General features: G+C 67.7%; 12 protein-coding genes, 1 tRNA gene and 1 pseudogene. 9 read left to right on the forward strand and 5 right to left on the reverse strand.

Translation table 11 applies throughout. The features are described 5' to 3' along the window. The first annotated feature begins 13 nt into the window (after window positions 1-13). The 3 genes from IPJ59_RS08430 (at window position 14) to IPJ59_RS08440 (ending at window position 3264) form a co-directional block, all read left to right on the forward strand. The gene (locus tag IPJ59_RS08430) at window positions 14-1408 is read left to right on the forward strand and encodes an FHA domain-containing protein (RefSeq protein WP_293270704.1); all 1395 of its coding nucleotides are present in this window, start codon (window positions 14-16) and stop codon (window positions 1406-1408) included. Continuing rightward, window positions 1363-2106 carry an AgmX/PglI C-terminal domain-containing protein gene (locus tag IPJ59_RS08435; RefSeq protein ID WP_293270705.1) on the forward strand — a complete coding sequence of 248 codons (744 nt, stop codon included), beginning with the start codon at window positions 1363-1365 and terminating at the stop codon, window positions 2104-2106. The genes IPJ59_RS08430 and IPJ59_RS08435 overlap by 46 nt, the downstream gene beginning before the upstream one ends. 249 nt (window positions 2107-2355) lie before the next feature. Then, the gene (locus IPJ59_RS08440; RefSeq protein ID WP_293259418.1) at window positions 2356-3264 is read left to right on the forward strand and encodes a tetratricopeptide repeat protein; all 909 of its coding nucleotides are present in this window, start codon (window positions 2356-2358) and stop codon (window positions 3262-3264) included. 306 nt (window positions 3265-3570) lie between these two features. Here the strand turns inward: IPJ59_RS08440 and IPJ59_RS37665 are convergent. Beyond that, window positions 3571-4932 (reverse strand): annotated as a pseudogene (locus IPJ59_RS37665) (pentapeptide repeat-containing protein); the annotation flags it as partial. 1824 nt (window positions 4933-6756) lie between these two features. On the opposite strand from IPJ59_RS37665, the gene IPJ59_RS08445 reads away from it, so the two are divergent. Continuing rightward, entirely contained in the window at window positions 6757-15636 is an 8880-nt protein-coding gene (locus IPJ59_RS08445) for a tetratricopeptide repeat protein (protein WP_366524572.1), read from the forward strand. Between the two features lie 124 nt (window positions 15637-15760). Here IPJ59_RS08445 and IPJ59_RS08450 read toward each other — a convergent pair whose 3' ends face one another. Beyond that, window positions 15761-17209 (reverse strand): adenylate/guanylate cyclase domain-containing protein, encoded by a 1449-nt coding sequence (locus IPJ59_RS08450; RefSeq protein WP_293270708.1) that lies wholly within the window; start codon window positions 17207-17209, stop codon window positions 15761-15763. After that, window positions 17188-17376: an FHA domain-containing protein gene (locus IPJ59_RS08455; protein ID WP_293270710.1), complete on the reverse strand. Its 189-nt coding sequence runs from the start codon at window positions 17374-17376 to the stop codon at window positions 17188-17190. Before IPJ59_RS08455 ends, IPJ59_RS08450 begins: the two co-directional genes overlap by 22 nt. Before the next feature lie 443 nt (window positions 17377-17819). Between IPJ59_RS08455 and IPJ59_RS08460 the strand changes: the two genes are divergently transcribed. The 3 genes from IPJ59_RS08460 to IPJ59_RS08470 all read left to right on the forward strand — a co-directional run bounded on the left by IPJ59_RS08460 (window position 17820) and on the right by IPJ59_RS08470 (window position 22169). Further along, on the forward strand, window positions 17820-20780 hold the full coding sequence (locus IPJ59_RS08460) for a methyltransferase domain-containing protein (protein WP_293270712.1): 2961 nt from the start codon (window positions 17820-17822) through the stop codon (window positions 20778-20780). A gap of 101 nt (window positions 20781-20881) precedes the next feature. Then, window positions 20882-20966, forward strand: a tRNA-Leu gene (locus IPJ59_RS08465). 396 nt (window positions 20967-21362) lie between these two features. Beyond that, window positions 21363-22169, forward strand: a complete 807-nt coding sequence (locus IPJ59_RS08470; protein ID WP_293259402.1) for a bifunctional hydroxymethylpyrimidine kinase/phosphomethylpyrimidine kinase — start codon at window positions 21363-21365, stop codon at window positions 22167-22169. A 19-nt stretch (window positions 22170-22188) separates the two neighbouring features. Here IPJ59_RS08470 and IPJ59_RS08475 read toward each other — a convergent pair whose 3' ends face one another. Together IPJ59_RS08475 and IPJ59_RS08480 are read right to left on the reverse strand one after the other, a co-directional pair. After that, a complete protein-coding gene (locus tag IPJ59_RS08475) occupies window positions 22189-23775 on the reverse strand; it encodes a leucine-rich repeat domain-containing protein (protein WP_293259399.1) in 1587 nt (528 codons plus the stop codon). 20 nt (window positions 23776-23795) lie between these two features. Beyond that, entirely contained in the window at window positions 23796-24605 is an 810-nt protein-coding gene (locus IPJ59_RS08480; protein WP_293270713.1) for a TatD family hydrolase, read from the reverse strand. Between the two features lie 73 nt (window positions 24606-24678). Here IPJ59_RS08480 and IPJ59_RS08485 point away from each other — a divergent pair, with 73 nt between their 5' ends. Further along, a complete protein-coding gene (locus IPJ59_RS08485) occupies window positions 24679-25083 on the forward strand; it encodes a hypothetical protein (RefSeq protein WP_293259393.1) in 405 nt (134 codons plus the stop codon). Between the two features lie 30 nt (window positions 25084-25113). Next, complete coding sequence (locus IPJ59_RS08490) at window positions 25114-26550, forward strand: FAD-binding oxidoreductase (protein WP_293259390.1); 1437 nt, start codon at window positions 25114-25116, stop codon at window positions 26548-26550. Window positions 26551-26557: the final 7 nt, after the last annotated feature.

Below are 26557 nucleotides of genomic sequence, written 5' to 3' on the forward strand. Positions count from 1 at the left end.
AAGGACCCGACCCATGTCCACCAAGACCCTCGCAATCAAGGTGTTTTACGGCGACCAGCTCGTCGACACCCAGACCCTCTCCCAGGACGTCATCAAGATCGGCAAGTTGAAGAGCAGCCACGTCTGTCTCGATGACGAGGCCGTCGCCCGCATGCACGCGGTGATCGAGGTCTCGGGCGACGAGGTCCGAGTCATCGACCTCGGCAGCGCGACCGGCACGACGCTGAACGGCGGGCGGGTCGACAAGAACGCGGTGCTGAACGACGGCGACGTGCTGAACTTCGGGCCGTACCGCCTCGAGATCGGCTTCGTGCGCCAGGCCGCCGTCGCGGCGCCGGTCCACGCCGCGCCGATCGCCGCGCCGATGGCCGCTGCGCCGATGGCCGCCGCCGCCGCCGCGCCGATGATGAACCGCGCGCCGATCCAGATCGACGCCAGCGAGTTCGAGGTGCAGAACGGCTCGCGGGTCGCCGAGGTCGTGGCGATGTTCGGCAGCACGGTGCTCGATGTGCAGCACGTCGGCCAGCTGAAGAACAAGAAGTCGCAGGCGCCGATGTTCCTGGCGATCGGCGGCTTGCTGATGATCGCGGGCACGGGCGTGTTCCTCAACGAGGTCGGCCAGGACTGGTCGGGCTACCAGGACAAGCTGGCCGAGGCGAACGAGTCGGGCGGCGTGCGCCCGCAGAAGCCGGGCAACGGGCTCGCTGGGCTCGGCGTCGGCCTCGCGCTGCTGGGCCTGGTGCCGTTCGGCTTCGGCCTGATCCGCCTCGGCGACTTCGTGAACCGCAGCTACACGATCGGCGAGTCGCACGGGGCCTCGTTCCACGTGCCGCCGCAGGGCCTGCCCGACGGCGCCGCGTTCCCGCTGGTGCGGGGCAGCGACCACGAGTTCGCGCTGAACTTCACGCAGGGCATGACCGGCGAGGTGACCTTCGACGGCCAGAGCGTGTCGCTGGGCCAGCTGGTGAGCTCGGGCCGCGCCGGCTCGGCGGGCTCGTCGTACACCTTCCCGCTGCCGCCCGGGGCCAACTGCCGGGTCAAGTACAACGACGTCACCTTCTTCGTGAACTCGGTCGCCCCCGGGGCCGTGATCAAGGGTGGCGGCGACGCGGACAAGCCGTTCTGGTTCTACAACGGCGCCTCGTTCGCGGTGATCGGCTCGCTGCTGGTGCTCACGCACCTGATCCCCAACGAGGCCGGCGAGCTCAGCCTCGACGGATGGGCGAGGAGAACCGCTTCGTCGGCTACCTCAACGCGCCCGACAAGCCGCCGGAGGAGGAGGAGCCGCCGCCCGAGGATCAGGAGAACACCGACGAGGAGGCCGGCGGCACCGGCCAGCGGCACAAGGGCGAGGAAGGCAAGATGGGCAAGCCCACCTCGAAGAGCAAGTCCGGCCTCTACGCGATGAAGGGCCCGAAGGACGCGATCCCGCAGATGGCCCGCAACTTCGACCCGGAGATGGCGGCCCGTCAGGCCGGCATCCTCGGCGTGATGCAGCAGCAGAGCGGCCACTTCCTCGCCTCGCCGTACGGCGGCGCGTTCGCGGTCGGCAACGACGACGCGGACGTGTGGGGCGGCCTGACCGGCACCGAGATCGGCGAGGCCTACGGCGTCGGCGGCCTCGGTCTGGTCGGCACCGGCCGCGGCGGCGGTGGCACCGGCGAGGGCACCATCGGCCTCGGCAACACCGGTCTCATCGGCAAGGGCGGCGGCGGCGGTTCGGGCTCGGGCTACGGCCGTGGCGCGGGCGCAGGCTTCGGCGGTCGTGGCACCCGCGTGCCGACGGTGCGTCAGGCCAAGGCCGAGGTCCAAGGCGCGCTCGACAAGGACATCATCCGCCGCATCGTCCGCGCGCACATCAACGAGGTCCGCTACTGCTACAACCAGGCGCTGGCCCGCGACCCGAACGCCAAGGGCCGCGTCGCCGTGCAGTTCACCATCGGCGGCACCGGCAAGGTGCCCTCGGCGGTGGTCCAGGAGACGACGATGAAGGACGCCGCGGTCGGCAACTGCATCGCCCAGGCGGTCCGCCGCTGGACCTTCCCCAAGCCCGAGGGCGGCGGCAGCGTCATCGTGACCTACCCCTTCGTGCTCGAGCCAGGCTGATGCCCGGGCCCACGCGGGCCCTCCACCACAGTCAGAAGCCTGGCCAAAGCCAGGCTTCTGGCGTTGGTTCTCAAGAGATCTCGGATGGATCCGTCCAGTCGCGCGAGATGGTAGCGCTTCAAACTGGGTAAAATCGCTTACGTTGCGAGCAGAAGCTCATGGGAGCCATTCCACGGATGACTTCGTCCCGGTCTTGTTTCCAGAAGGTACCCCCGTTATCATCCCGCACGTTCTGGAAAGGTCCCTCTGATGCGTCGTCTTCCGCTCCTCGCCGCACTCCTCGTCTCCTTCGTCATGGTCCTGCCTGGTTGCAACCTGGCGAGCCGCAACCGTGTTCAGGCGATCAACCGGATGAACGAGGGCATCCAACTGTTCGACAAGAACAATACGGCAGGTGCTGAGAAGGCCCTACAGGACGCGATTCAGCTCGATCCGACCTACGGCGCCGCGTACCACACGCTCGGTCAGATCTACAAGAAGCAGAACAAGCTCGTCGACGCAGAAAAAGCCTTTCAGGGCGCGATCGACAACATGAAGTCGGAGCCCAACGCTGAGTACTACTACGACATCGGCGCGGTGCAAACCGCACAGGGTGAAGCCGATGGCGTCGCCGCAAACGAGCGTGAGACCAAGTATCGCGCCGCGATCAACTCGTTCCAGGAGGCTCTGAAGCTCGACCCGAAGGTCTACAAGGCGCATTATCGGACCGGGACTCTGTACGAGAAGCTCGATGAGCCAGAGAAGGCCGACGCCGCGTACCGCAAGACCATCGAGCTCAAGCCCAGTTACAGTCCGGCCTTCGTCTCGCTCGGCAACATGTACATCGACTACGGCTTCGCTAACGTGGCCATGGTCGTGCTGCAGACTGGCGCGCAGATCAATGACAAAGACTCACGCATGTGGAACGGGCTCGGCCGGGCGCACTTCGAACTCGGGCAGTACCAGGAGGCGATCGACACCTACTCCAAGGCCAAGGCGATCGACCCCGATGGTGTCGACGCCCTCTACGGCCTTGGAATGGCGTACGCCGAGCTGCGCAAGCGCAAGGAGGCCAAGGAGAACCTCGAGCTCTTCATTTCGAAGGCGGGCCAGGACACCCGTCCCGACCTGATCAAGGCGGCGCGCGACACCGTCGCCCGGATGGCGGACGTCATCTGAACGCAGGAACGGCCACGCCGAGCCTGCCAAAACGCTGTTGTCCGCGGCTCTGCTGGCCGCCCTCGGAGCCAGGAGTTCATCGACGCTCCTCGTCCCGGGCACATCTGTTCACCTACACCGATCTCCCCGACCCCGCGGCGCTTCGTTGTGACCTGTGGGGTCCGCTTCGTCCTCATCTTCCCGGCAGGCTGGACGCGTTGAAGCGCCGCCGTGGGGCGTGGTATATCCGCCGTCTCCCGAGCTGGGTTAATTCCCCGAGAACGCTCAAAAATAGGGTCCCAGATGGAAGTAACGACGCGCATCAAGTCACGGCTCACCGAGGTCACCGAGTGGAACGGGGTCATCGACGAATTCGAGTCGCAAGCCAGTTCCGCCGGCACGCCTCAGGCGCAGTCCGCCGCGTTTTTCCAGCTCGCTCAGGCGTGCGAGGGCATCTTCCTCGACAAGGCCAAGGCGATGACGTTCTACCAGACGGCCGTCAAGCGGGACCGGGAGAACCTCTTCGCCTTGCAGCAGGCTCGCTCCATCTATCAGCAGATGGCGAACCTCGAGATGGTCATCAAGCTGATGGCGTTGGAGCTGCGTGCCAACCGGGATCCGAACCGTGCACCTGCCCTGAACTACGCCTACGGTCGTGCCCTGCTCAACTTGCGGCAGATCGACAACGCCAGGGCCTACCTTGAGGCAGCGGCCAGCGCCGAGGGCCGCAACCAGGAGTACCAGGACCGCTTCCAGGAGACCCTGTACGATCGCGGAAACTGGCAGTTCGCGCTCCAGAACGTCTACAACCAGCTCGCCGCGTTGACGGGTCAGGCCGACCCGCTCGCCGCCAACGTCGAGAACCTCGGCCACACCCTGTCGACGCTCTACTTGCGGGGCGCTCGCATCCTGCAGCAGGAGGCGCCCGATGATCAGCGCCTGCTTCCGCTGCTGTTCAAGGCTCTGGATGCGGACCCGCTCAACGATGAGGCTGGCTACATCGCTGAGACACAGTTGGCAGCGGGAGGCCACCTCCAGCACATCCAGAAGCTGCAGGACCGCCGCGTCGCGCTCGCGCAGTCGCCCGAGGCCAAGGTCAGCATCCTCCGCGACTTCGCCCTCATCTGGCAGGTGCGGCTCAACAACGCCGACATGGCGAGTTACTTCTACCGGCAGGCCCTCGAGTACGCCTACTCGATCGGCGGCGGAACTTTGAAGGACGCGGAGGGCAGCGACTGGCACCTTGGAGCCTTCTACCTGCTCAAGAAGACCGCGGAGCGGACAGGCCAGAGTGACGGACTTGTGGAGCTCGGCGCTCGTGGCCTCGCCGTGATCTCTGACCCGATCGACGCGGCCCTGATCGCTCTCGTCTCCGGTGAGATCGCGTGGAAGCTCCGTCAGGACGTTGACACTGCGCGTAGCTTGCTCGGCTGGGCCGCCAACGTCGCAGCCAACCACCCACTCATCCGCGAGTTCACTGCCGGTCACGGCGCCATCCAGGCTGCAGACACTGGCGCCGCGGAGGCTGAACGCGCTGCTGCCGAACAGGCGGCCGCCGAGCGTGCAGCGGTGGAGCGTGCGGCCGCCGAGCGTGCAGCGGCGGAGCATGCAGCGGCGGAGCGTGCGGCCGCCGAGCGTGCAGCGGCGGAGCATGCAGCGGCGGAGCGTGCAGCGGCGGAGCATGCAGCGGCGGAGCGTGCAGCGGCGGAGCGTGCAGCGGCGGAGCGTGCAGCGGCGGAGCGTGCAGCGGCAGAGCGTGCAGCGGCAGAGCGTGCAGCGGACTCAAGCGCGGGCGACCACGCAGCGGCGGAGCATGCAGCGGCAGCCGAGGCCGCTCGACTCGAGGCTGCGGCGAAGGCCGTTGCCGAGAAGGAGGCCGAACATGCCGCAGCGGAGAAGGCCGCCGCTAAGGAGCGCGCCGCAGCGGAGAAGACCGCGGCAGCCGAAAAGGCCGCCGCAGCGGAGCGTGCTGCAGCTGAGGCAGCCGCGGCGACACCGGGCGAGACGATCGAGATTGGCGGCGAGACCTACAGCCCGGATGAGCAGCGTCTACTCAACATCGCCCGCAATGCCGAGAGCGCGGGCGGCAACAAGGCGATCGACGCCTGGCGTGATGCGTCGCAAAAGCTGTCAGGCAAGCGTTACCCACGGGTGCGCCTGCGTGAGCTCTATGCCGAGGCTGGCAAGTGGAGCAACGTCGCAGACCTGTTGAAGGACGAGCTCAAGCAGGATCCAACCCGCGACCCGGAGTACACCAAGGCCGCGTACTGGCAGCTCATCGAGATCTATCGCGATCACCTGCGTCAGCCTGGCCTCGTCGTCACCACTCTCGCCGCGCTCGAGAAGGTGCTCGAGGATGCCAACGACAATGAGGCTCTGTTGAAGGTCGTCGAGACCCAGCAGGCCCAGTTCGACGCGATGAAGCGCTGGCCCGATCTCATCGGTCGCATCCGTCGCCGTGCCGAGCTCACTCAGGATCCAGTGGGTCGCACCGCCCTCCACCTCGAGGCCGGTCGTTTGTTCCTCGACAAGTTCAACAATCAGGCCGAGGCGATCAAGAGCTTCGAGAGCGTGCTAGAGGCCGACGAGTTCAACGCCGAGGCCATCACAAAGCTCAAGGACCTGTACGCCAAGCGGCGCGACTGGGAGAAGATGGTCCACGTCCAGCAGAAAGAGCTGACCCTGCTGGCGAACCCCGCCCAGCGCATGGAGCAGCTGCTGGACATCGCTCGCACCGCCGTTCAGAAGATCAAGAAGAACGCGCTGTCGATCGAGCTGTGGAATCAGGTCCTCGTCAGCGATCCCAGCAACCACGAGGCGTTGGAGCAGCTCGAGGGTCTGCTCGAGCGTGAGAAGGAGTGGGCGCAGCTGGCCCGTGTCCTTGGTACGCTCACCGAGGTCGAAAAGGACCACGCGAAGCGGGTCCAGTACCTCATCAAGCTCGGCTCGCTCTACAGCGACAAGCTTGACGACCACAAGTCAGCTATCAACGCTTGGGAACAGCTCTACCGCCTCGAGCCCGACAACCGTCGCGCCCAGGACGCGCTGAAGAAGCTCTACCTCGTCGTCGGCGACATGGAGTCTCTGCAGGAGTTCTACGCCAAGCAGGACAAGTGGGGCGAGTTCGTTCGCGTGCTCGAGAAGGAGTCCGAGACCGCCGAGGGGAGCCAGCGCACCACCCTGTTGCTCAAGATCGCCGACCTCTATCACACGCGACTCGACAAGGCCGACAAGGCCATCAAGGCGCTTGAGAAGGCGCTCGGCTTCGACGACAACAACCTGACGATCGCCAATGCCCTGATCGCGCTCTACGAGGAGGCGCACGATGAGCGGCACATCTCGGTGCCCCTCAAGATCCAGCTCAACCACAGCGAGGATCCTGAGCAGCGTAACCTACTGCTGCGTCGCCTCGCGGACCTCGCCGAGCGCGTTGCAAGTGATCACGCCCTGGCCTTCGGATACTACCGCCAGGCCTTCACTGAGAACCACACCCAGGCCGACATCCGTGACCACATGTTCCGCCTCGGCGAGGAGATCGGCGCATGGGGTGAGCTGGTCGAGTCGCTCAAAGGCGGCATCGAGAAGTACGGCACCGATCCCGAGAGCATCCCCCAGCGCCTCAAGCTGGCCGAGATCTATGAAAAGCGGGTCAACGATCTTGACGCCGCGCTCGCGGCCAATCAGGCGATCCTCGAGATCAACGGGGAAGAGCCGACAGCGCTTACCTCGCTCGAGCGCCTCTACCTCGCCCTCGGTCGCGAGGAGGATCTGCTCAACATCCTCCGTACCAAGCTCTCACTCACCGACCGCGACGACGAGCGTCGCGCCATCCAGACCCACATCGGCAGCATCCTTGAACAGGCCGGCCACATCGAGCAGGCAGTCGGCGCCTACGAGGCCGTGCTGGCCACCGGCGTCGAAGATCTCGGTGCGCTTGCGGCCCTCGACCGCATGTACCTCACGCAGGGCAAGTGGAACGAGTTGGCCGATATCCTGCGCCGTGAGCTCGCGGCCACGAGCGCCGACGACCTTTCGGCCCGCGGTGGCCTGTTGCTCCGCCTCGGCATCCTTACGCAAGACAAGCTGGGCATCGCCGCGGACGCGGTCGAGCTCTACCGGCAGGTGCTTGAGGTCGACCCGACCAACGAAGAGGCACGGCGTCGCCTCGAGGGTTGGCTCGGCGACGATGGTCTCAAGCTGACCGTGGCGACCATCCTGCTGCCTGTCTATGAGCGGCTGCAGGCCTGGCCGCAGGTCGTTCAGACCCTCGAGATCCAGGTCGCCGCCGCCGACTCTGTCGGTGCTCGCGTCGACTTGCTCCTGCAGATCGGCGCCATCCTGGCCCAGACGATCGGCAACTCGGCGGCCGCGTTCGACGCCTACAGCCGGGCGTTTAAGCAGGATCCGCGCAACGAAACGGCCCAGGCCGAGCTCGAGAAGATCGCCCACATCGAAGATCGTTTCGCCGACTTCGCGGCGCTCTATGAGGAGGCTGTCGCTGGCGACCTGCCGAGCGACCTGCTCAAGGACCTTCTGATGAAGCTCGCAGCGCTGTACGACCAGCGCCTCGGCAACGCCGCGAAGGCGATCGAGAATTTCAAGAAGGCGCTCGAGGTTGACGCCGACAACGTCGCCGCGCTCGAGGCGCTCGATAAGCTCTACAGCCGCGACCAAAATTGGGGCGAGCTGCTTGGCGTCTATCGCAACAAGGTCGCGCTCACTGCGGAGCCTGCGGCGCGTCAGGATCTTCGCTTCCGCATCGCCTACCTGCAGGACGAGATGCTCGGCCAGAAAGAGGAGGCGATCGCCACCTACAATGAGATCCTCGCCGATGAGTTCGAGAATCTGCAAGCGATCGTCGCCCTCGATCGGCTCTACCTGTCCGGCGGAAACTGGGCTCTGCTCGCGGAAAATCTCGAGCGTCAGCTGACCCTGTCGCAGGACGCGTTGCAGCAGGTCGAGCTGAACCTTCGTCTTGGCGAGTTGCGCCTCACCAAGCTCGACCAGGCCGCGCAGGCCGTGGAGACTTACCACCGCGCGCTCGCCATCGACGGCACCAACGCCACCGCCCTGGCTGCGCTTGAGACCCTCCTGACCAACGAGTCGCAGCAGCTCACCGTCGCCAAGACCCTGGAGCCCTTCTACCGCGCAAGCAACAACTGGCCGCGGCTGATCCAGAGCTACGAGATCATGGTGAGTCACTCGCAGGAGGCGGAGGAGAAGATCCAGCTCCTGCACCGCATCGCTGAGTTGCAGGAGAGCGGTCAGGACGATCAGGCCAAGGCCTTCGAGGCCCTCGGCCGCGCGTTCAAGGTCGACCCGGCCAACCCGCTGACGCAGGAGCGCCTCGAGGGCCTCGCGCGCCAGATGGGCGCGTACCAGCAGCTGGTCGCGCTGTATGACGAGTCGATCCCTGACATCGTCGACGACCAGCTGATCATCCGCCTACTCGTGAAGATCGCGCAGATCCACGAGACGATCCTCGCCGACGCCGCCAAGGCCGCAGCATCCTACGACCGCATCCTCGGCATCGATCCGGCCAACTTCGAGGCCGTGGACGCGTTGATCCAGGTCCACATCAACCAGAACAACTTCGAGGCCCTTGTCACCGCCGTGGTCCGCAAGTCCGAGATGGTGAACTCGGTTGACGACCGCAAGAGTTTGCTGCTGTACGCGGCCCAGATCCGCGAGGTGCAGATGACCGACCTGGCTGGCGCAGTCGCGCTGTACCAGCAGGTCCTCGCCATCGATGACGCCGATGTCGCGGCGCTCGACGCCCTCGACAAGCTCTACGTCGTGACCGAGGCGTGGGAGCCGCTGCGGGACATCTATCGCCGCAAGACCGAGCTGGCCGCCGAGCCCGAGCACAGGGTCCACTGGCTGCACCTGCTCGGCCAAGTCTACGACCAGAAGCTCAGCGACGTCGAGCACGCGATCGAGACCTACCAGGCGATTCTCGACATCCAGCCCGCGGACTATCACGCGATCCAGGCGCTCGATCGGTTGTTCGGTCAGGCCGAGCGCTGGAGCGATCAGCTCGGCATCCTCGAGCGGGCCGTCGACGTCGCCCCCGCGCGCGAAGAGAAGACCGAGTTGCGCCACCGCATCGGTTCACTGTGGGAGAACCAGCTGGCCGACATGGTGCGTGCCGTTGAGGCCTACCGCGATACTCTCGCCCATGCCCCCGACCATGCGCCGACGATCGCTGCGCTCGATCGCATCGTTCACGGTACCAGCGAGCCGATGCTGGCTGCCGAGGTGCTCGCACCGCTCTACGACCAGCTCGCCGAGTGGGAGAAGCTCGTCGACATCTACGAGGTGATGGTCAAGAACACACAGGACCCGACCGGACAGATCGAGCGCCTGCACATGATCGCTGCCATCTACGAGCGGCAGCTCAGCCAGTACGACCATGCCTTCGCGGCCTATGCCCGGGCCCTGGCGATCGATCCGACGCTCGAAGCGACCATCGATCAATTGCACCGCTTGGCCGACGTCACCGGCGAGTGGGAGAAGCTCGCCAAGCTGCTCGCGGAGCAGGCCGAGAACATCCTCGATCCGGCCACCAAGGTCGGCATGATGCACCGCCTCGCACGCGTGCTCGAGGCCAAGCTGAATCGGGTCGATGACGCCATCGCTCGCTACTTGGCCATCCTCGAGATCGATGGCGAGAACCGCGAGGCGATCGCCCAGCTCGACCGCATCTTCACGAGCCTCGAGCGCTGGCCACAGCTGGTCGAGAACCTGCGCCGCCAGATCAGCATCACGGCGGAGGAGCAGGAGATCATCGCCCTGCAGCACCGCATGGGCCAGATCTATCAGGAGAGCATGAGCAACCTCCCGCAGGCCATCGAGGCCTACCGGGCGATCCTCGACATCGATCCTGACCACAGCCAGACCCGCGGCGCGCTCGAGCTCATCTTCACCGAAGGTGAACACCAAGCTGAGATCGCCGCGATCCTCGAGCCGCTCTACCAGGCGGGGCGCAACTGGGAGGCGCTCATCAAGCTCGCGGACGTCAAGCTCAACGCGACGGCCGATGTGGCCGAGCGTCTCGAGATCATCCGCAGCACCGCCGAGATCTGCGAGCAGCAGCTCGGCGACGCCGGCCAGGGCTTCTACTGGTGGCTGCGCGCATACATGGACGACCCGACCAGCGAGACGGTGAACGAGCAGCTCGATCGTCTCGCCGAGCTCACACAGGAGTGGGGCTACATCGTCGATGTCGGCGAGCAGGTGCTGGAGAACGCGGAGCTCAACCAGGACGTGCGCCTTGCGGTGCTGCTGCGTTCGGGCCAGGTGCTCGATCGCCGCATGAACGACGCGGCGCGGGCCATCGTGGCCTACAACAAGGTGCTGGCGATCAACCCGGAGCACGCCGAGGCGCTGCAGGCCCTGGATCGCCTGTATACCCAGTCGGGCCAGTGGGAGCAGCTCGCTGACGTCCTGCAGCGGCGGATCAAGGGCACGATGGACGGCGAGATCCTCGTCGACCTTGAGATGCGCCTCGCCTCGGCCTACGAGCAGTGGCTGGCCAATCCGGAGGCCGCGATCGCAGCCTACAACCGGGCGATCGACATCGACGCCGCCAACATCCGCGCGCTAGAGCGCCTTGAGGCGCTGTACATGGCGGCCCAGCGCTGGCAGGACCTCTACAACACGTACGAGAAGATGGCGTCGATCGCCAACACCGACGAGGACACCGCCGCTTGCTACCAGCGTATGGCGAAGCTCTCCTCGGAGGCGCTGGGGCGTGAGCCCGAGGCCGTCGACCTGTGGGTCAAGGTCATCGACTTCCGCGGCGAGGATCCCCTCGCGCTCGGCGAACTCGCGGGCTTGCACGAGCGGGCTCAGCGCTGGGAGGAGCTGGCCGAGGTGCTCGAGCGGCAGGTCTACGCCGTCAGCGACAACAACCACAAGGTGTCGATCTACCAGACCCTCGGCCGCGTCTACGGCGAGCGCCTGAGCAAGGAACGTAACGCCCTCGACTCGTGGCTCAACGCCCTCGAGCTCAATGGTCGCGATGTTGAGACGCTGACGGCTCTGCACCGCATCTACCAGCAGAACGAGTCGTGGGTTGAGCTCAACGACATCCTGACGCGCCTGATCAACCTCGGGCCGCGGGTGCTCGGGGCCGATCAGACCCGCGACTACTATGCGCAGGTCGGCCGCATCCAGTTGGAGTACCTGATGGACACCAACGCGTCGATCGACGCGTGGCGCCACGTCGTCGAGCTCGAGCCGAGCAGCCTCGAAGCTCTCGCAGCGCTTGAGCGCTTGTACAGCGGCGAGACACGCTGGCAGGAGGTCGTCCAGGTGCTCGAGCGCAAGGGCAAGGTCGTGCAGACTGTGCCCGAGAAGATCGACGTGCTCATGCAGGTTGCCGCGACCTGGGAGCAGCAGATCGGCAACAAGACGGAGGCTGCTGGCGTCTATCTGGAGATCCTTGAGCTCGACCAGGCCTACATGCCGGCGCACGAGGCTCTCGAGGCGATCTACCGCGACACCGAGGACTGGGGTCCGCTCATCGAGCTGTTCCTCCGTCAGGTCGAGATCTTCGAGGACACGGCCTTCAAGGTCCTCGTCTCGCAGAAGATGGCCAACATCTACGAGAGCAAGCTCGACGACGCCGAGGGCGCCTTCGAGTCCCTCAAGTACGCGTTCAACATCGACTACGCCAACGAGGACACCAGCCGCGAGCTCGAACGCCTCGCCACGGCCGCCAACAAGTGGGGCGAGCTGCTCAACGAGTACAACGGCATCGTTCGCACGATCGAAGACAAGACCGAGCAGAGCGAGCTGTGGGTGAAGATCGGCCGCTGGTACGGCGAGCACCTGAACCGCGTTGACTACGGCCTCAAGAGCCTCGAGGAGGCGCTCAAGCTCAACCCGAACAGCGTCAACGCGCTGCGCGAGATGGCCAGCTTCTACCGCCGCTCGAGCAACAACGTCGAACTGGCCAAGACCTTGACCCGGGTCGTCCCGCTGGAGGTCGATCCCAACGTCCAGGTCCGGACGCTGCTCGCACTCGCCGAGGTCCAAGACGTCGGGCTCGCCGACATTCCGGCCTCGATCGAGAGCTACCGCCGAGTCCTCGAGATCGACGCGGAGAACGTCGCTGCGCTCGATCACCTCGCGCGTCTGCACGAGAGCCAGGGTCAGTGGCAGGACCTCGTCAACATGCTCGAGCGGCGTGTCGGCACCTTGGACGAGCCCGAGCGGGTCATTGCCCTCAAGAAGCGGATCGGCGGCGTCCAAGACGCGCAGATCCACAACCCGGCGGCATCGATCGAGACCTACCGCAGCATCCTCGACTCTGAGCCGACCGACCGCGACGCCCTCGGCGCCCTCGAGCGCCTCTACCTCGCTGGCAACGCGATCCCCGAGTACCTCAACGTACTCGAGGCCGAGCTCGACGCGACCAACGACAAGAACGAGCAGATCGGCATCTACGATCGGATGGCAGCAGCCCTCGTCAACCTCGCTGGCGACCCGCTGCGCGCCACGGAGATGCTCGAGAAGATCCTGATGCTCGACAAGCATCGGGACGTCACCTACCGCCAGCTCGAAGAGCTCTACATCAAGCTCGAGAAGTGGACGGAGCTGGTCGAGACCTACCGGAACCACATCGAGGTGACCGCGGCGCCGGCTGGCAAGATCGAGCTGCTGCTGGCGATGGGCCAGACCTACGAGAAGCAGATCCAGGACACCGACCGCGCGATCGAGACCTACGCGGAGATCCTCGAGATCAACCCGCAGCAGTACGACGCGGCCGTCACGCTCGCTCGCCTGCAGGAGCAGATCGAGGACTGGCAGTCGGCGATCAAGACCCTCGGCAAGCTCGTGGAGTTGGCCAGGGATCCGGAGCTGCGCGTCCAGCACCTCACCCGCATGGGTCAGGTGTACCTGCAGAAGCTCGACCAGCCCGACCAGGCTGAGTTCCGGTTGACCCAGGCGCTCGAGTTGAACCCGGGCTACGTGCCCGCGCTCATCAGCCTCACCGAGCTCTACAAGGGTCGGCGCGACTGGCTCAAGGCGGCTCGCAACCTCGAGTCCGCCGTCGAGTACTCCACCTTCAAGCTGGAGAAGACGAACCTCGCCGCCGAGGCCGGCTTCATCTACTTCGAGGAGCTCGACAAGAAGGACAAGGCCGTGGCGCTGTTCGCCAAGGTCCTCGAGATCGATCCGGAGCACGTGAAGGTCGGCCGCGTCCTCGGCCAGATCTATTACGACGACGGCAACTTCGCTGGCGCCGATCCGATCTACGACGTGCTGACTCGCAAGACGGAGCAGCTCGGCCTCAGCGAGCCGGAGCAGCGGGATCTGTTCCTGCGCGCAGCCAAGGTGGCGCGCAAGCTCGGTAACGCTGACAAAGCGCTCAAGCAGTACCGCAAGGCCTACGACCTCGATTCGACCAACCGCGACGTCCTCGTGGGCATGGCCGACCTGTTGTTCGAGAAGGAGGACTGGGAGAAGGCGTTCAAGCTGTACCAGACGATCCTGGTCCAGCACCGCGAGACCCAGAGCTCCGAGGAGACGGTGCTCGTCTACTACCGCCTCGGCATGATCAAGAAGCGGCAGAACGAGCCGCGCAAGGCGCTCAACTACCTCGAGAAGGCGCTCGAGGTCGACGCCCACGACCTGAACACCCTCAACGCGGTCATCGACCTGCAGACCGCGGCGAACGACTGGGAGGGCGTGATCCAGGCCAAGCGGGCCATGATCGACGTGGCCGACGGCGAGAAGCAGGCCGACATCTTCAAGGAGATCGGCAAGTTCTACCTGGAGAAGCTCGGCAACTGGCAAAAGTCGGCGGCGGCGTACTCGAGCGCCCTCGACCTCCAGCCCAAGGACTACCCGCTCCTTCACACGCTGCTCGACATCTACACCAAGTACAAGCAGTGGGAAGACGCGGTCCGCATCATCGACCGCATCGTCGAGATCGAGACGGACCCGAAGCGCAAGTCTCGTTACAACTACACCGCCGCGGTGCTGCTCCGCGACGAGATCAAGGCGCACGACGAGTCGATCGACCGCTTCAACATGGTCCTCGACGACGACCCGAGCTTCCTCAAGGCCTTCCAGGCCATCGACACGATGGTCACGAAGAGCAAGGACTGGAAGACCCTCGAGCGGTCTTACCGCAAGATGCTCAAGCGCCTGCCGCAGAACGACGCGAACGACCTGAAGGTCACGCTGTGGAGCAACCTCGCGGAGATCTACCGGACTCGCCTCAAGGACTTCAAGGCCGCCGCAGCCGCCTTCGAGGTCGCCGCGAAGCTCGACCCGAGCAACGTGGAGCGCCACTTCCTGCTCGCCGAGCTCTACGAGGCACTGTCAGCCGACAACCCGACCGAGTTCGCCACCCAGGCGGTCAAGGAGCACCAGATCCTCATCGCCCAGGAGCCGTTCCGCTACGCTTCCTATCACGCGCTCTTCAACATCTACTACAAGAGCAAGCAGGTCGATAAGGCGTTCTGCGTCGCGCGCACGCTCGCCTTCTTGAAGCAGGCCACGCCGGAGGAGCAGGCCGTCTATGAGAAGTTCAACGTCGCGGAGTTCCAGCAGGCTCGTCAGCGCTTGAGCGAGGAGACGTTGCGTCGCCACGTCTTCCATCCGGACGAGGATCTGTTCATCACCGGCATCCTCGGCTCGATCGCCCCGGCCTTGGCCGCCTGGCGGGCCAACCCGCTGCCGGCCTACCTCAAGCCGAACGACCGCACCGACATCAACAGCGACCCGTCGCTGGTGGCGCGCATGGCCAAGTACGTGATGAACGTGCTCAACGTCGGTCAGCCGGACCTCTACCTGCGTCCGGACGAGCCGGGCGACGTGGCCCTGCTGAACGCGGTGCGTGACAACCGGGTCGCGCCTACGATGGTGCTGTTCTCCAACCTGCTGAAGGGCAAGAACGAGAAGCACCTGGCCTTCGCGCTCGGTCGGCACATGCTCGACCTGTACCTGCCGCACTACGCTTACGTGGCGCTCGACCGCTCGCCGCAGAACCTCAAGCAGATCTTCCTGACCTGCATGTACGTCTGCGACATGGAGACCGGCATGCCCAAGAAGGAGCTGGAGGACTACGCCCAGCAGATCTTCAACCGGCTCCCCGGTGGCGCGCGCGACCAGATGCGCAGCCTGATGCGGAAGTTCGTCGAGGCCGGCGGCTCGACGGACGTGAAGAAGTGGGCGCTGGCCACCGAGATCGCGGGCTACCGCGTCGGGTTCCTGCTGTGCAACGACCTCACGGTTGCGGCGCACATCATCTCGCAGGAGCAGAGCGCCTTCGGGTCGTCGATGACCCCGAAGGACAAGATCAAGGAGCTGGTCCTCTACAGCATCAGCGAGGACTACTTCAAGGCGCGCAAGGGCATCGGCATCGCCGTCGCCTGAGCCACGCCGCGAGGCACGGAGGGCGGACCGCGGGAGCGGCCGCCCTTCGGGCGTTAAGCCCTTCGGGCACGACGAGTGGTTCGAGCGGCAGAGCCGGTCGGACGTCGCACCACAGCGCCGGCTCTCAGGTGGACATCAGCGAGCCGCTGCGGTTGCTCGGAGGTGCCGTGTCGCGGATGCCCTGCACGGAGTAGATCTGCAGCGCCTCGCGCTTCCCCTTGACCTGCACCGGCTTGCGCGGCTCGGACAGGATGTGCGGGCCGGCCAGCTCGAGCGTGGTCTCGGAGATGATGATCTCCCCCGGCTTGGCCAGGCTGCACAGGCGGGCCGCGATGTTCACCGCGTCGCCGATGACGGTGTACTGCAGCGTACGTGACGAGCCGATCGCGCCGGCGATGACGGAGCCCGTGTTGACGCCGATGCCGATACTGACCTTCTCGCGACCTTGGTCGACGCGCAGGCGGTTGAACTCTTCAAGCGCTCGCATCATGTCCAGCGCGCAGCGGATGCTGCGGAGCGGGGCGTCGACGAGGTCGACCGGTGCGCCGAACAGGCCGATGATCTCGTCGCCGACGTACTTGTCGAGCGTGCCGCCGTGGCGGAACAGCACGTCGACCATGACCTCGAAGTACTCGTTGAGCGTGACCACCATCTCTTCGGGCGCGTGGCGCTCGCTCATGGCCGTGAAGCCGCGGATGTCGGCGAAGAGCATGGTGACGTCGCGGCGCGCCCCGCCCTGGTTGAGCGTGAGCTGTCCGGACACGATCTGCTCGACGAGGTTGGGTGAGAGCAGGCGCTGGAATTGGGCCCGGGCGGTCGCCTCGTGCTCGATCTTCTGGGCCAGCATGTTGTTCTCGATGGCGACCGCGGCCTGCGTGGCGATGCCGGAGAACAGCAGCAGGTCCTTCTCGGTGAAGGCGCCGGTCGCCAGCATCGAGTCCATATGCATCGCGCCGAGCAGCTTGTCGTTGTAGAGCAGCGGCACGCACATGGTCGAGCGGATGCCCTGCATGATGATGCTCTTGGCCGCCTTGAAGCGCTCGTCGACCATGGCGTCCGAGGAGAGCACGGCCCGCTTCTTGGTGCGGACCTCGTCGAGGATGCTCTTGGACAGCTTGATCTCCTCGTCGCGCTTCTGCCGGACGTAGCGGGGGACGAAGTCTTCGGTCTCGGCGTCGAGCAGGAGGATGACGGCGCGGTCGGCCCGGATGAGCAGGAAGGCCTCGTCGACGATCTTCTGCAGCAGGGTGTCGAGATCGGCGTCGATCGAGAGCTTCTGCGACAGCTCGTGGGCGACGCGCAGCTTCTCGTAGTCGGCGCGCAGGACCGTGATGTCCTTGATGTCCTTCTCGGGCAAGAAGGTGGAGCTGGCGGCGAGCGTGCTCTGGACCTGGCTCTGCACCTGGTCCGGCGTCATCGTCACCTTGCGGATCGGGAGCTTGTCCTGCGGCCGATCCTCCGTGAAGCGGTAGGTCGTGTTGCCGAGGGAGATCTGGTCGCCCGACTTCAGGACCCGCTCACTGACCTTCTCGCCGTTGACGAAGGTGCCGTTCAGGCTACCGACGTCTCGCACGACATAGCGGCCGTCGGGCCCCAGGGGGTGATGCGGCTGTGTTCCTTCGACACGATGCGGTCGAGGACCTGGATCGAGTTGTCAGGATGGCGCCCAAGGGTATTAAACGAGGAGAGGACGTGCTCGACCGGATGATCCCCCCCGAGCAGGATGAGCTTCGCTGCCATCGACAATTCGGCATCGTAGGGCAGTGAACTCGCGGGATCAACCTAACTCCTGGGGCTTCGCGCTGCTTCGAGCCCCGTCTGCAATCCCGTAGATCGCGGCGTACGGGCCACAGGTCTGCTACCAGGCCTTGTTGTTGTTCGGAGCGGTCCGCGGTGGTAGTCGCCCAGGAGCGGGGAGATCCCATGCGCCTCTTTTCGCGCTCACTGCTCCTTGCCCCTGCAAGCTTCTCGTCGCTGTTGCTCCACAGGTGAGGCGCAGGCCGGACCTGAAGTATGATGGGCGGCCTCCAAACGTCGCCTCAGTGTCCTACCTGCCCGCATATGTAGCTTTGGAGCGATGGGTGCTCGCAAAGCGGGTCGCCGTGTTGTCGCCGACAGCGTTCGAGGGCCCCCGGCGGCTCGTTGCTGCCGGGGCCAGGCGCGTGTTGGTCATGGGGACCGCGTTGGCGCCGTCGCCGGGCATCGAGGTGTGGGCCGGGCCGCTGGCGACGCCGCTGCGCCTGCCGTTGCGCGACGCGAGCGTCGACGCGGTGGTGTGCATCGAGGGGTACGCCATGCTGGCCGAGGCTGACCAGGCAGCGCTGGTGCAGGAGGCGCGGCGTGTGCTCCGGCCCACGGGGGTGTTCGCGGTGTGGAGCGCGTCGCTACCGGCCGCCGAGGCGCTGCTACGGCCCGTGTTCTCGCAGGTCGTGGCGCTGGGCGAGCGACGGTGGTCCGGGGTCAGCCTCGGTCCGTTGGACGCGGCCGAGGGCGTGCGGCTCGTCGACGAGCGGGTGTCAGCGAGCGTGTGTCCGGGGCCGTTTCTCGTGCTCGCAGGCGCGGGGGATCTCGAGCCGATGGTTCGTGAGGGTGTGGTCGTGGCGAGCGAGCCGATGGAGCGCGCCGAGTCGACGCCGACATCGGTGCTGACGCCGACCTCGCCGTCGACCTCGCCGTCGACATCGGCGCCGACATCGGTGCTGACGCCGACATCGACATCGACGCCGACATCGACGCCGACATCGACGCCGACCTCGTCGACCTCGCCGCCGACATCGACGCCGACATCGACGCCGACATCGACGCCGACATCGACGCCGACATCGACGCCGACATCGACGCCCTCCTTGCCCGTGCTTGCGCCCGTGCGAGCGTTCGGCCCGATCGACGACAGCGACGTGCTCGCGGCGCTGTTCGACCCGGCGGAGGTCGTGGAGGCCGCGCTGGTCGTGAGCTCGGCGCCGACGCCGGTCCCGGCCGCGCAGCTCGCGTTGCAGGAGGAGCTCGCCGCGGTGAAGCGCGAGCGCGACAGCTTGCGCGAGCGAGCGGGCATGCTGACGCAGGAGCTCCGGCACGCGCACGCGCAGGCGATTGACGCGGGGGCCGAGCTGCATGAGTTGCGGCGGCGGGTCGAGAGTCAGCGGGTCGACGAGGCCAACGCACCGATGCCGGGGTTGGCCGGGTCCGACGAAGCGACCTCGTTGACGCGGGTGCTGGTCGACGAGGTCGCGCCGATGGTCACGCCAGAGCCGGCGCGGCCGACGGCCGACGTGGCGACGGATCGCGACCGCTTGCGAGAGGAGCTGAGTCGCCGCACCGCGGACTTGCAGGCGCTCGAGAGTCGGCTGTGGCAGAGCGGGGAGGAGGTCCAGCGCGAGCGCCTCGAGAACGTCCGGCTCGTGACCGACGTCGACCGCCTGCGCGAGCAGGTCGAGCGCAGTCGGGTGGTCGAGCATGAGCGCATGCAGGAGCTCGAGCGCCTCGGGCACGAGCTGCGCAGGCTCGAGCTGTCATACGCGGAGCTCCAGGGCCTGTACACGACGGGTGATCATCGGCTGCGCGAGCTCGAGGCCAGCATCGACCGCGACAACGACCCGCCGGAGGTGGTCGAACTGGAGGACCAGCTGCGCGAGATGACCGCGGAGCGCGATCAGGCGCAGGCGCTGGAGCGGGCGGCGAACGAGCTGGCGCGCCGCCGTGAGCGCGAGCTCAGTGACGCTGCGAAGACGATCCGCGAGCTCCGGCGCAACCTCGACGAGCACGCCAGCATCGCCGCCAACCTGCGCGGTGAGCTGGCGGTGATGCAAGTCGAGGTCGAGCAGCTCGCCACGAGCGTGCCGGGCCTGCAAGAGCGCCTGCGCGAGCAGCAGCGCAAGACGCTGGAGCGCGAGGAGGAGAGCTTCGACCTCCAGCGTCGCCTCGAGGAGGCGATCGCCGAGCAGCAGCAGCTCCGCCACCGGCTGCGGCGCTACAAGCAGGAGCTCGAGTCGGCGAGTCAGGTCCGCGACGCAGCGCAGTCCGACCTCGACCGCTTGCGTGGGGAGTTGGATGCCAAGCGCCGGGCGGTCGAGCAGCTGCAGCAGCTGGTTGCGCTGGGCGCGGGGAGCACCGGGAGCACCGGCGGCGGCGACGACGAGCTGCAGGCTCTGCGGGCGCTGCTCGCTCAACAGGCGAGCGAGTTCGCGGAGCGGCTGTCGCAGCAGGAGGAGCAGCAGCGTCAGGCGGTGGAGCTCGAGCGCGAGCGGCTGCAGCGGGTCGCGCTCGAGGCGAGCATTCGCGGCGAGGAGCAAGAGTACCTGCTGTTCCAGCTCGACACGGCCGAGCAGCGCATCTGGGAGATGACCGACGCCACCGACCGCAGCGCGGCGCGCCTGGCCGCCGGGCTGGCGCAGCTGGACAAGCAGAAGGAGCAGTACGAGGATCTGATCGATCAGCTCGAGGTGGCGCGTACGCTGCTGGCCGAGGCGCAGGGGCACATCGTCGAGCTCGAGCGGCAGCAGGCCAGCGACCGGGCCAAGCTGGCGCGTTTGACCCTCGACTCGGGCGTGCGCATCGATGTCGAGGACGAAGAGGCGGAGGCCAGCAGCTTCGACGTGCTGGTGATCGACCGCGACGAGGACAGCGGCATGGAGGTGGCGCCGCAGATCCAGCGTGACCCGAGCCAGCCGGACCCGCTCGCGGGCATCGACTTCGACGACGACGAGGAGAGCCTCGCGGTGCGCCTCGCTGGCAGCAGCTATGAGCTGACGGGTAGCTTTCAGACCGCCAATCTGAACATCGACTTCGACGACGACGAGCCGCCGAGCGTGGTGTTGCCCTCCGACCTGAAGGTGCAGATCGACCTCGATGATGACGACGACGATGACGACGGCACCCCCGTCCCACCGCTGCCGCCGCCGCCCCGGCGCGCCCCCTTGCCCAAGGTGTTGCGAACGCTGCCCTTCCTCGACGACGATGACGACGTGTTCTCGATCGACACCGACGCGATCGAGCTCGCCACGCCCACGCCGCCGCCGCCGGTGCCGGACCGGCCAGGCTTCGACCAGAAGCTCACGGACCACTCGAACTCTCGCATCGTCATCGAAGTCCTCGAGGACGAGGCCTGGCCCGAGGACGATCCCAGCGACCCCTCGCGTAGCTCCTGAGCTCGCGCATCGTGCGCGTCGCCCGGGCGTCAGCAGGGATACAGCGGCTCAAATTGGGCTTGACGCGGCCGCAGCAGTCGTTTAGCTTGCGTCTCCGCTCTGCGAGGGTGGCGAAATTGGTAGACGCGCACGGTTCAGGTCCGTGTGTCTCACGACGTGGGGGTTCGAGTCCCTTTCCTCGCACCAGAGAACAAGAAGGCCCTGGCACCTCACGGTCCAGGGCTTTGTTGTTTCGCGGCTTCGTCGCGGAAGGAGTTGTTTCGCTGCCGAGGGAGTCCCGCTCGCCGCGGGCGAGCGCTATGCCTTCTCGATGCTGTCGACGGCGATGCTCGGGCCGCTCATGTGGATGCCGAAGCCGCCGCCCTCGAGCTTGCCCTTGACCTTGACGCGGTCACCGGCCTTCGCGCGCGCACTTGCTCAGGCGGTAGGTGTCGCCCTTGTCGGTCACGAGCTCATGGAAGCCGCCCTCGAGGTCGTTGAAGCGCACAGTGCCGGTGAAGGTCGCCATGTCCGGCAATATACCCGAGCCGTCGGGGCGCGCCATGGGTTGCCGCGGACGGTCGGTGCGTGGGATGGTGCGGCGTGTCCGGGGCGCGTGGCTTGTGGATCTTCGCTGGCGCCGACCCGAGCGGCGGCGCGGGCCTGTGGCGCGACCAGGCCACGGCGCGTGCGTGCGCCCCGGAGCTGCTGCAGGCGGCCGTGGTCACCGCGTGGACGCGCCAGGGTGCCGGGGTCCCAGCCACCGCGCAGGCGCGCCCCGTGGCCCACGTGCTCGCGGACCTCGAGCTGCTCGCGGCCGATGAGGAGCGGCCGGCGGCGATCAAGATCGGCCTGCTGCCGGCGGCGCTGGTCGGCGAGCTGTTGCCGCGGCTGGCCGAGACCGGCGCGCCCGTGGTCCTCGATCCGGTGCTGCTGGCCAGCGACGGCGGCGAGCTCGGGGCTTCGGCGCCTCGTCTGCGAGATGTCCTTTGGGACATGTCCTCGGTGACAGGCTCGCGCTGGTTGATCTGCCCCAACCACGCCGAGGCGGCCGCGCTCGCGGAGGTGGCGGTCGATGACCCCGACCTGCTCGCGCGCCTGGCGGATCGCCTCGGTGGCGCGGCGATCTTGCTCAAGGACGGCGGTGGGGATCCCGCGAAGGTGCGCGATCGCCTGTGGCAGGACGGCACGGTGTACGCGCTGGCCCGCCCGCGCCAGCCGGGCCCCGATCCGCGCGGCACCGGCTGCGCCCTCGCCACGGCGATCGCCTGCGGCCTGGCCCGCGGGCGGCCGCTGCAGCACGCGGTCGCCGTCGGGGTCACCTGGCTCGACGCGGTCCGCAGCTGGACCAACCCCGGCCCCGACGGCCGTCCGCACCTGCCCGACGCCGGTCCCCCGCTGCCTGCATGAACATGTCCTTGCGGACAGCTCACTCGAGCTCGGCGCGGGTGCGGGCGAGGTTGACGGCGCGCAGGGCGGGCAGGCGGCGCAGCACGGCGACGCCCTCGGCGGTGACGACGGTGTCGGCGAGGTTGAGCTGCTCGAGGCGGTCCATGGTGAGCAGGCTCGGCAGGGCGGCGTCGGTGATCAGGGTCTTGTCGAGGCGGAGCACCCGCAGCTCGTGCAGGCCCTTGAGGTGAGCGACGCCGGCGTCGACGAGGTCGGTGTGGTCGAGCTCGAGCAGCTCGAGCTGAGTGAGGCCGGCGAGGTGGGCGAGGCCGCGGTTGGTGACGCGGGTGTGGTGCAGCTTGAGCTCGCGGAGCTTGACGAGGCCGGCGAGCGACTTGAGCCCGAGGTCGGAGATCTGGGTGTCGCCGAGGTCGAGCTGCTCGAGGTTGACGAGGGTGGCGAGCTGCGGCGCTGCGCGGTCGTCGAGGCCGGGGATCGCCAGCCGGAGCCGGCGCAGGCCGAGCATCTGACCGAGCGGCGCGAGCGTGGGGTCGGCGAGCGTGGCGGGGGCGGGCAGCTCGAGCGTGAGCTCGCGGAGCGCGGGCAGGGCGGCGAGCGCCGCGATCCCCTCGGGGCCGGGGTCGCGGCGGCCGATCTGCACGCGCGTGAGCTGGTCGAGCTTGGCGAGGTGCACGAGTCCGGCGCCGGAGATCCGCGACTGCGGCAGCTCGAGCGCGCGCAGCTGCAGCTGACGTCCGAGCACCTTGAGGCCGGCGTCGCCGAGGCCCGGGCAGGCGCAGGTGAACGACTCGATCGCCAGCTCGCGCACGTAGAGCAGGCTGTGGTCGTTGAAGGTGCTTCCCTGCCAGACGATGTTGCGCAGCTCGAGCAGCGGCTTGAGCTGGTGCAGTGAGAAGTTGCCGATGCGGGTGTCGACGAGGCGGATCTCCCGTAGCTTGACGGCCTTGGCGATCGCCAGCATCGCGTCGTGTCCGGCCCACGCGCCCACGAACGCGAGCGAGCGCAGCTGCGGCGCCTGCCCGGCGATCGCGGCCAGCGGCGAGTCGTTGTCGAGCTCGCGCAGCGTCAGCGACTCGATCGCCAGGCGCCCGAGCACCGCGACCGGCTCGCTGCCGGGCTTGACGCGGGTCAGCGTCAGCTCGCGCAGTCGCGGCAGGCTGGCGACGCGGCCCATCGTCACGCCGTCGAGCTGGAGGTCGACGAGCTCGAGCGCCGTGAGCCCGGTGAAGGCGCCGAGCCCGACGTGCGCCGCGGTCTGGCAGCCGCTCAGCCGCAAGCGCTGCAGCTGCGGCGCGCGCGTGGCGAGGTCGACGAGGTCGAGGCCGGCGCACGCCTGGTCGTAGCTGCGTGTGTCGTCGATGTCGGTCCGCCGCTCGAGCCGGTCGGTGGCCGAGAAGGCGAGGTCGAGCTCGGTGGTCACGCTGAGGTCGCCGACGAGGTCGTCCGGGTGGAAGGCGACGCGCCGGGTGCTCGGCGCGGGCGCGGGGGTTGCGGGCGGCGTGGGGAGTTTGACCGCCACCGGGGCGCTCGCTGGCGGCGGCGGCGTCACGACCTCCGCGCCACAGGCGGCGAGCAGGGTCAGCGCGAGGGCAGGGGCGAGGCGCACGTCGACCGCAGGATGCCAGTTTAGGTGAGGCGCAGGACGCGACGTGCGTTGGCGGTGCTGAGCTCGGCGATCCGCGCGAAGGAGTCGCCGCGGGCGGCGGCGACGGCAGCGGCGATGTCGGGCAAGAAGGCCGGCTCGTTGCGCAGCGGGCGGCGGGTGAAGGGGGTCTGGTCGGGGCTGTCGGTCTCGATCAGCAACCTGTCCGCAGGGACAGCCCGGGCCGACTCGGCCGGGCGACGCGCGCGGGGCAGGGTGATCGAGCCGGCGAAGGAGATGTAGTGGCCGGCCTTGCAGAAGCGCAGCGCCAGCTCGGGGCTGCCCGACCAGCTGTGGAGGATCGAGGGGGGCAGCGGCGCCTCGCTGAGCAGCTCGAGCAGCGCGGCGTGGGCCTTCAAGCAGTGCAGCAGCAGCGGCAGCCCGCGCCGCCGGGCCTGCGCGAGGTGGGCCCGCAACACCGCGATCTGGCGCGTCCGCGGGGCCCCGGCCTCGATCTCGGGGGTGAAGTCGAGGCCGCACTCGCCGATCGCCACCACGGCACTGCTGTCGAGCCAGGTGACGAGCGCCGCACAGGCCTCGCCGTCGCGGCTCGCTTCGAGATCTGGCAAGACCTGGGGGTGGATCCCAAGAGCAGTGTGGAAGCACACGGCTGGGACCTCGCGTCCGAGCCGCTCGGCGACCGCCAGCAGCGATGCCCATGTCGCCGGCTCGATCCCCGGCACGACGACGGCGCACACATCGGCCGCCTGCGCACGCAGGGCCGCCTCACGCTGCGCTGCGGCGTCGCCGAAGCGGGCCAGGTCGATGTGGGCATGGGTGTCGAAGAGCGGCATAGCGGCAAGCTGCGACGGGGGGCGCACGAAACATTGATCCGTGACTTGCGGCATTGACGCACCTGGAGCCTTTTTGTACAACCTCTCGCCCGGCGCCCGCGACCTCCAGGTCCGGATTAGAAGTCGGCAAGGTCAGGGAAATTCCATGTCATCGACACGAATTGAGCGGGTTCTTCGCCACGACGGCATCGTCGCCGTCCTCGACATGACGGCCGAGCAGGCGCAAGCCGGCGACCCGTCGTGGGTGGGCGAGGAGCGCTGGAAGCCGATCGTGCTGGAGGCCGTGCGCCTGCGGCAGGTCGCCAATGAGCCGTCGGTCCGCATCCTCGTCGGCGAGCACGCGATCCTCATCGCGGGCGACGAGAAGCACGTGGTCGGGGTGGTGTTCATCAAGGGTCACCCGGTCGTGAAGTCGGTGGTGCGCATGGTTCGCCAGCTGATGCGCCCGTCCTCGGCGGCGGCTGCGGCGATCGTTTGAGCGGAGCGCGCGAACGCGCGCCACGACCCCATGGAACGTCTCCAGGCAGACCTCTCCGCCCTGCACCGCGAGCTGATCGCGGCCGTGGGAGCGGCGCGCTGCAGCGACGCGCCGGATGACCTCGCCTACTACGGCAGCGACCGCTGCCGCGGCGGCTGGCCAGTGCGGCCGTCGCTGGTGGTGTTCCCCGGGAGCATCGCCGAGGTGCAGGCGGTGGTCCGCGCCTGCGCGGCGCACAGCGTGGCGATCGTCCCGTCGGGCGGGCGCACCGGGCTGGCCGGAGCCGCGACCGCGACGGCCGGTGAGGTCGTGCTCTCGCTCGAGCGGATGAAGGCGATCCTCGAGATCGACGCCGCGGCACGGACCCTGCGCTGCGAGCCGGGGGTCACGCTGCAGTCGGTGCACGAGGCCGCGGCGGCGCACGGTCTGCTCTACCCCGTCGACTACGCCTCGAAGGGCTCGGCCCAGATCGGCGGCAGCCTGGCCACCAACGCCGGCGGGGTGAAGGTGCTGCGCTACGGGCTCACCCGCGACTGGGTGCTCGGCCTCAAGGCGGTGCTCGCCTCCGGCGCTTGCCTCGACCTCGGTGGCGCGCTGATCAAGAACAACACCGGCTACGATCTGCGCCAGCTGTTCATCGGCTCCGAGGGCACGCTCGGGGTGATCGTCGAGGTCACGCTGCGCCTGTGTCGACCGCCAGCGGACGCGCTGGTGGCCCTGTGCGCCGTGCCGGACGACGCCGCGGTGCTGGCCCTGTTCGCCCGCCTGCGCGCGAGCGGCCTGCTGCTCTCGGCCTTCGAGTGCCTCGACGACGGCTGCCTGCGCCACGTGCTGCACCACCGTCGGGGGGGCGGCGGCGCCTCGCCGTTCGCCGAGGCGAGCCCGCGCTACGCCCTCGTCGAGGTCGAGGTGCCGATCGCCGGCGCGGCGGCGCGTGAGCACAGCGAGGCCGAGCTCGCCGCGCTGCTCGGCGACGCCAGCGAGGCCGGCGAGATCGACGACGCGACGATCGCCGGCACCCCGGCGCAGGCTCGCGGACTGTGGGCGCTGCGCGAGGACATCAGCGAGTCGCTGCACCGTCACACCCCGCACAAGGCGGACATCGCCCTGCCGGTCGCGCGCGTCGGCGAGTTCCTCGCGGCCTGGCGACCGGCGGTCGCGGCCGGCTTACCGGGCATCGAGGCGCTGTGCTTCGGCCACGTCGGCGACGGCAACCTGCACCTCAACCTGCTGCGTCCCGACGAGCTCGAGCTGCCCGAGTTCCTCGCGCGGGTCCACGGCTTCGACGACGTCACCTACGCGCTGGTCCGGGCGCACGGCGGCAGCATCTCGGCGGAGCACGGGGTCGGCCTGCTCAAGCGCGAGCACCTGCACTACAGCCGCAGCCCCGAGGAGCTGGCGATCTTCCGCGGGATCAAGGCGGCCCTCGATCCGCAGGGCCTGTTCAACCCCGGCAAGATCTTCTGATCAGATC

Source organism: Nannocystis sp. (genome assembly GCF_016714285.1).
In the GTDB taxonomy this organism is placed as follows: domain Bacteria; phylum Myxococcota_A; class Polyangia; order Nannocystales; family Nannocystaceae; genus Nannocystis.

What these genes read in the sequence shown, in the direction of transcription:
- IPJ59_RS08440 (WP_293259418.1), top strand. Translation starts at nt 2,356, where the DNA reads ATGCGTCGTCTTCCGCTCCTCGCCGCACTCCTCGTCTCCTTCGTCATG.
- IPJ59_RS08435 (WP_293270705.1), top strand. Translation starts at nt 1,363, where the DNA reads ATGGGCAAGCCCACCTCGAAGAGCAAGTCCGGCCTCTACGCGATGAAG.
- IPJ59_RS08455 (WP_293270710.1), bottom strand. Translation starts at nt 17,376, where the DNA reads ATGGCAGCGAAGCTCATCCTGCTCGGGGGGGATCATCCGGTCGAGCAC.
- IPJ59_RS08430 (WP_293270704.1), top strand. Translation starts at nt 14, where the DNA reads ATGTCCACCAAGACCCTCGCAATCAAGGTGTTTTACGGCGACCAGCTC.
- IPJ59_RS08445 (WP_366524572.1), top strand. Translation starts at nt 6,757, where the DNA reads ATGTTCCGCCTCGGCGAGGAGATCGGCGCATGGGGTGAGCTGGTCGAG.
- IPJ59_RS08490 (WP_293259390.1), top strand. Translation starts at nt 25,114, where the DNA reads ATGGAACGTCTCCAGGCAGACCTCTCCGCCCTGCACCGCGAGCTGATC.
- IPJ59_RS08480 (WP_293270713.1), bottom strand. Translation starts at nt 24,605, where the DNA reads ATGCCGCTCTTCGACACCCATGCCCACATCGACCTGGCCCGCTTCGGC.